Origin of the sequence: Plasticicumulans sp. (genome assembly GCF_035331805.1) — a bacterium.
Classification (GTDB): Bacteria; Pseudomonadota; Gammaproteobacteria; order Competibacterales; family Competibacteraceae; genus Plasticicumulans.
Map to the genome: position 1 here is coordinate 1 of NZ_DAOLKE010000254.1, position 5254 is coordinate 5254.

At 71.7% G+C, this 5254-nt stretch carries 6 protein-coding genes; 3 read left to right on the forward strand and 3 right to left on the reverse strand.

The window, feature by feature from the left end; genetic code table 11:
• The 3 genes from PKE44_RS14580 to PKE44_RS14590 all read right to left on the reverse strand — a co-directional run.
• Positions 1-1196: serine protease (locus tag PKE44_RS14580; protein ID WP_324552443.1), on the reverse strand; the 1196-nt coding region annotated here is incomplete at its 3' end.
• A gap of 21 nt (positions 1197-1217) precedes the next feature.
• Positions 1218-1583 carry a CU044_2847 family protein gene (locus PKE44_RS14585; RefSeq protein ID WP_324552445.1) on the reverse strand — a complete coding sequence of 122 codons (366 nt, stop codon included), beginning with the start codon at positions 1581-1583 and terminating at the stop codon, positions 1218-1220.
• A gap of 96 nt (positions 1584-1679) precedes the next feature.
• Positions 1680-1982, reverse strand: coding sequence for a hypothetical protein (locus PKE44_RS14590; RefSeq protein ID WP_324552447.1), 303 nt, complete (start codon positions 1980-1982; stop codon positions 1680-1682).
• A 310-nt stretch (positions 1983-2292) separates the two neighbouring features.
• Between PKE44_RS14590 and PKE44_RS14595 the strand changes: the two genes are divergently transcribed.
• The 3 genes from PKE44_RS14595 to PKE44_RS14605 are packed head-to-tail and all read left to right on the forward strand — an operon-like array spanning position 2293 to position 5204.
• Positions 2293-3084 (forward strand): (Fe-S)-binding protein, encoded by a 792-nt coding sequence (locus PKE44_RS14595; protein ID WP_324552449.1) that lies wholly within the window; start codon positions 2293-2295, stop codon positions 3082-3084.
• Positions 3085-3102: 18 nt separating this feature from the next.
• Positions 3103-4533, forward strand: a complete 1431-nt coding sequence (locus tag PKE44_RS14600; RefSeq protein ID WP_324552452.1) for a LutB/LldF family L-lactate oxidation iron-sulfur protein — start codon at positions 3103-3105, stop codon at positions 4531-4533.
• Positions 4530-5204, forward strand: a complete 675-nt coding sequence (locus tag PKE44_RS14605; RefSeq protein ID WP_324552454.1) for a lactate utilization protein — start codon at positions 4530-4532, stop codon at positions 5202-5204. The genes PKE44_RS14600 and PKE44_RS14605 overlap by 4 nt, the downstream gene beginning before the upstream one ends.
• Positions 5205-5254: the final 50 nt, after the last annotated feature.

The following is a 5254-nucleotide window of genomic DNA, read 5'->3' on the forward strand; positions in this document are numbered from 1 at the left end:
GTGCGGCGCAGGCACAGCAGCACGACGAGCGGCTGCGCCGGCTCGCCGAGCCCGAACAACAGGTCGAGCCACGCGCGCAGCAGCCGCCGCTCGGCCGCGCCCAGTCCCCAGTACTCGCATTCGATGTCGTAGCGCAGCAGCAGGCCGCCGCCACGGCCGGCGAGCGCCGCGGCGAGCGTGCTTGCGTCGGGCGCCGTGGCTGCAGGCAGCCCGAGCGCGTGCACGAGGGCGGCGTACAGCCCGTCGAGGCCGAGATCGGGTTCCCAGCGCAGCGGCCAGGGTTCGAGCGCGGCCAGCAGCTCGGCCGCGCGGCGCACCGGCTCGGGCAGCGGCTGCGTGCGGCCGGCGATGCGCAGGTGCGCGACGAAGCCGTCGTGCCAGTCGCGCTTGTCGCCGTCGATGAAGAACACGAGCGGCGCGCGCGGCGGCAGCGCGGCGCCGAGGGTGCGGTACAGCGTCGCGCAAGCGGCCGTACGGTCCAGCAGGCAGAGCAAATCGCGGGGATCGGACCCCGCGGCCGGGGTCGTCGCCGCGGGATCGAGCGCCGGCCACACCGCGCGCAGCACCCGCGCCGGGATCATCTCGGCGGCGACGCCGCCGGCCTCGGTCGCGACGAGGCCGGCAAAGCGCCGCTCGCGGTCCAGCCAGACGCCGCCGCCGCTGAAGCCGGCAGTGATCCGGATCGCTGCGTTCACGGTGTTGCGGGCGCTGCTGTCGAGCAGCGTGCGGCCGTTGGTGCGCGGGCCGAGCCGCGTGCAGCGGGTCGGGATGCCGGCATCGCTGCCGTCCGGCAGTCCCCAGGTCCAGGCGTCGCCGTCGCCGGTCCACCGCCAGCCGTCGGCCGTGAAGTCCGCACACGGCACGCCCGGTGCCGGTGCGTCGAGGCGCAGCACGGCGATGTCGACCCGTCCGCTGGGTTCCTCGGCTTCGTCCGGCCGGCGGTTGCGCTGCCAGCCGCCGTCGGCGACGCACGCCGTGTAGCCGGCGGCCGGCGCGGGGCCGAACGGAAAGTTCACGCGGACCGGTCCGGCGGGCGGCTCGTCGCGAAACTGCGCGTCGGGACAGCCCAGCGCATCGGCCACGACGTGCGCGCAGCTCAGCACGTGGCCGCCGGGCCGCACGTGCAGGCCCACGCCGACGTAGCGCCCGCCGGCCGTGGCGATGCGAGCGACCGGCCCGAGATCCCTTTCGTCCACAGGGGCGTCCCCGGCGTGGATTCAGCGCTTGCCGTAGCGCTTGCGCGGCACCGGTTCGGCCCGCTTCCAGTTCAGCTTCACCGCGAAGTTCGCCTCGCTGCCGGCCTTGGCGATGACCGCGCCGGCAGCAGCACTCAACTTGATCCCGAACTGCACCTCGACCTGATCGGGTCGAGCCGTGAGCCCGCTCAGCGTATCAAGCACGGCATCGGCAAGTGGCTGCAGCCGGGCGAGGGCTTCCTGCACGCTGCGCGGCAGCTCGCCGGGGTCCGGCGCGCGGCTGACCGGCCGGAAGCTCAGGCCGACCAGATCATCTTCGACCTCGGCCGGCACGCTTTCGCCGGAAGCCAGCGTGAACACCACAATTTTCGTGTCGCCACTGCGCATTGTCGGAACCTCCCCGGGCGGCCTGCCGCGGTGAGTCAGGCACGCGTGCAGCGGTTTCGCAAGGCGTGGACGGCCGGGTGTCGAGTCGGCAAGGGTTCAGCGACTGAGCGACCCCGAGCGCGTGCGCGTCGCTCCGCGCGGGCCGGTCGTCGTGCTGCTGCCGCTGCAGCTGCCATCGGCGCAGCCCGCCTCGCCCTGATGCGTGGACGTCCGCCCGGCCGGGCCGGTGCGCGTGACGCTGCGCGAGCAGCTGCGGTCCGCGCAGCTGCCGGAGGCATCGACGCTGCTGCTGCCGTGCGGGCCGCTGCTGCTGCCGTGGCGGGTCCACGCGACGGCGTCGGCGAGCGGCACGCCGGCGAGCAGGGTGGTGAGGGCGAGGCTGACGAGGGCGGTGCGCATGGCGGGCTCCCGGGATGCAGGCAGGGAAGGGACAGGCCGCTCCCATCCTGCCCTGACGGTGTGACGGCTGCGTCGTGCGCAGGTCACGACTGGTATCGGGCTGCCGGTGCCGCTTCGACCGGACACCTCCGGCTGCCGCCCGGCCGGTGCGACCCGGCGACTACGCTTTCCGCATCCCGGCGGCCGGTTTTCACGGCGGGTTGCCCGGGCAGCTCGTGGTCAACAAAAAAACCATGCGAACTCATGACTTTGGGCCAGTTCTGGTACAATGATGGCGCTGGTAAAATGGTCTTACCACTTAGGAGAGAAGATGAACGATACCACTGGCGCCGCCCGCAGCGCCCCGCCGCGCGTCGGCCTGTTCGTGACCTGTCTGGCCGATACGATCCGGCCGTCGGTCGCGTTTGCGACCGTCAAGCTGCTCGAAGACGCCGGCTGCCGGGTCGAGGCACCGGCGAGCCAGACCTGCTGCGGCCAGCCGGCCTTCAACTCCGGGGATCGCGCCGATGCCCGCGCCCTCGCCGAGCAGACCATCGCCGCGTTCGAGGGCTTCGACTACGTCGTCGGGCCGTCGGGCTCGTGCCTCGGCATGCTGCGCCACTATCCGGAGCTGTTCGAGACCGGCAGCCCCTGGCACGCGCGCGCCGAAAAGCTGGCCGCGAAGTGCTTCGAGATCACGTCCTTCCTCGTCGATGTGCTTGGCGTCGAGCGCGTGCAGGCGCGCTACGACGGCACCGTCACCTACCACGATTCCTGCTCCGGCCTGCGCGAACTCGGCGTCAAGGCGCAGCCGCGCAAGCTGCTCGCCACGGTCGAGGGCCTGACGCTCACCGAGATGAACGAGAACGAGGTCTGCTGCGGCTTCGGCGGCACCTTCTGCATCAAGTATCCGGACATCTCCAACCGCATGGTCACCGAGAAGGTCGCCAACATCCGCGCCAGCGGCGCCGGCACGCTGCTCGCCGGCGATCTCGGCTGCCTGATGAACATGGCCGGCAAGCTCAAGCGCCAGGGCTCGGACGTGCGTGTCTGGCACGTCGCCGAAGTGCTGGCCGGCATGACCGACGGCGCGCCCATTGCGGACGCCGCCCCGAGCCGCTGAAGCCCCGGAGCCCGAGCCATGCAGATCACCAGTCCCCGTTTCAAGCAGAACGCCCACGAGGCACTCGGCGATGCCGCGCTGCAGCGTGCCCTCGGCAACCTCAAGGCCGGCTTTCCGGGCAAGCGCGCCGCCGCGGTCGCGCGCATGCCCGAGTTCGAGCAGCTGCGCGATGCCGCGCGCGACCTGAAGAACCACATCCTCGAACACCTCGACTTCTACCTCGAAACCTTCGAGGCCAACGTCAAGCGCCGCGGCGGTCACGTGCACTGGGCGCGCGATGCCGAGGAAGCGCGCGCGATCGTGCTCGACATCTGCCGCAAGGCCGGGGCGAAGACGGTCACCAAGGGCAAGTCGATGATCACCGAGGAGATCGGCCTCAACGATCACCTCGCGGCCAATGGCATCGAGCCGATCGAGACCGATCTCGGCGAGTACATCATCCAGCTGCGCGGCGAGCACCCGAGCCACATCATCGCGCCGGCGATCCACGTCAACCTCGACCAGGTTTCCGACGCCTTCCACGCCCATCACGGCAAGTACGGCAAGACCGAGCGCCAGACCGAGCCGCGGGCGCTGATGAACGAGGCGCGCGAGATCCTGCGCGACAAGTTCATCGCCGCCGACGTCGGCATCACCGGGGCGAACTTCTGCATCGCCGAGACCGGCACGACGGTCATCGTCACCAACGAGGGCAACGGCGACCTGACGCAGACGCTGCCGCGCGTGCACGTGGCCGTCACCAGCATCGAGAAGGTCGTGCCGACGCTGGAAGACGCCACGCTGCTGCACCGGCTGCTGTCGCGCTCGGCGACCGGGCAGGAGATCGAGGTCTACGGCACCTGGTCCTCCGGTCCGCGCCGGCCCGAAGACCCGGACGGCCCTGCCGAGTACCACGTCGTGCTGCTCGACAACGGTCGCTCGAACATGCTCGGCAACGAGTTCCGCGAGATGCTGCGCTGCATCCGCTGCTCGGCGTGCATGAACCACTGCCCGGTGTACGGCGCGATCGGCGGCCACGCCTACGGCTGGGTGTATCCGGGGCCGATGGGTTCGGTGCTGACACCGGCCTTCATCGGCGTCGAACAGGCCGGCAACCTGCCGAACGCCAGCACCTTCTGCGGGCGCTGCGAGAGCGTCTGCCCGGTGCGCATCCCGCTGCCGAAGCTGATGCGTCACTGGCGCGCGCGCGAGTTCGAAAAGCACCTGACGCCGCAGGGCTTCCGCTTCGGGCTCGGCGTCTGGGCCTGGCTCGCGCGCCGGCCGAAGCTGTACCGGCTGGCCACCCAGGTGGCGACGCGCGTGCTGAAGCCGCTCGGCGGCAAAACCAACCGCATCGGCTCGCTGCCGCTCGCCGGCGGCTGGACGGCGTGGCGCGACCTGCCGGCGCCGCAGGGCAGGACCTTCTTTGAACAGTGGAAAGACCGGCAGCAGGCCGGGGGTGCGAAATGAGCGGGCGTGAGGCGATCCTCGGCAACATCCGCAAGGGCCTCAAGCGCAGCGGCCCGCTGGCGGGCACGGCGCTGGAGCTTTGTCAGACGCGGCTGCGCGAGCACCGGCCGAACCTGATCCCGGCGCGCGCGCAGCTGCCGCACGCCGGCCAGGTCGAGCTGTTCGTGCAGATGGCGCAGGAGGCGTCGGCAACGGTCGCGCGCGTCACGGATCGCGCCGCCGTGCCGGCCGAGGTCGCGCGCTATCTGGCCGACACCGGCTTCGCCGCCGAGGTCATCGTCGCGCCGGATGCGTCGATCGCCGGCCTCGACTGGGCCGCCGCCGGTGTGGCCACCGAAGCCCGTCACGCCCGCAACGGCGACCGCGCCACCGTCGCACCGGCCTTCGCCGGCATCGCCGAGACCGGCACGCTGATGCTGCTCGCCGGCCCGCAGAGCCCGACGACGCTGAACTTCCTGCCCGACGCGCACATCGTCGTGCTCGATGCCGCGCGCATCGTCGGCCCCTACGAGGACGCCTGGGCGATGCTGCGCAGCGAGCGCGGCGAGGGCTGGATGCCGCGCGTCGTCAACTGGATCACCGGCCCGTCCCGCTCGGCCGACATCGAGCAGAAGCTGCAGATGGGCGCACACGGCCCGATCCGGCTGCACATCGTGCTGATCGGTGACTGAGCGGGAGCTGCCGTGAACGACGCGGGCGCCGTCCGGGAGGGCGGCGCCCG

Bases quoted from the DNA above. Each gene is read 5' to 3' on its own strand.
- PKE44_RS14605 (WP_324552454.1), top strand. From the start codon at position 4,530: ATGAGCGGGCGTGAGGCGATCCTCGGCAACATCCGCAAGGGCCTCAAG.
- PKE44_RS14590 (WP_324552447.1), bottom strand. From the start codon at position 1,982: ATGCGCACCGCCCTCGTCAGCCTCGCCCTCACCACCCTGCTCGCCGGC.
- PKE44_RS14595 (WP_324552449.1), top strand. From the start codon at position 2,293: ATGAACGATACCACTGGCGCCGCCCGCAGCGCCCCGCCGCGCGTCGGC.
- PKE44_RS14600 (WP_324552452.1), top strand. From the start codon at position 3,103: ATGCAGATCACCAGTCCCCGTTTCAAGCAGAACGCCCACGAGGCACTC.
- PKE44_RS14585 (WP_324552445.1), bottom strand. From the start codon at position 1,583: ATGCGCAGTGGCGACACGAAAATTGTGGTGTTCACGCTGGCTTCCGGC.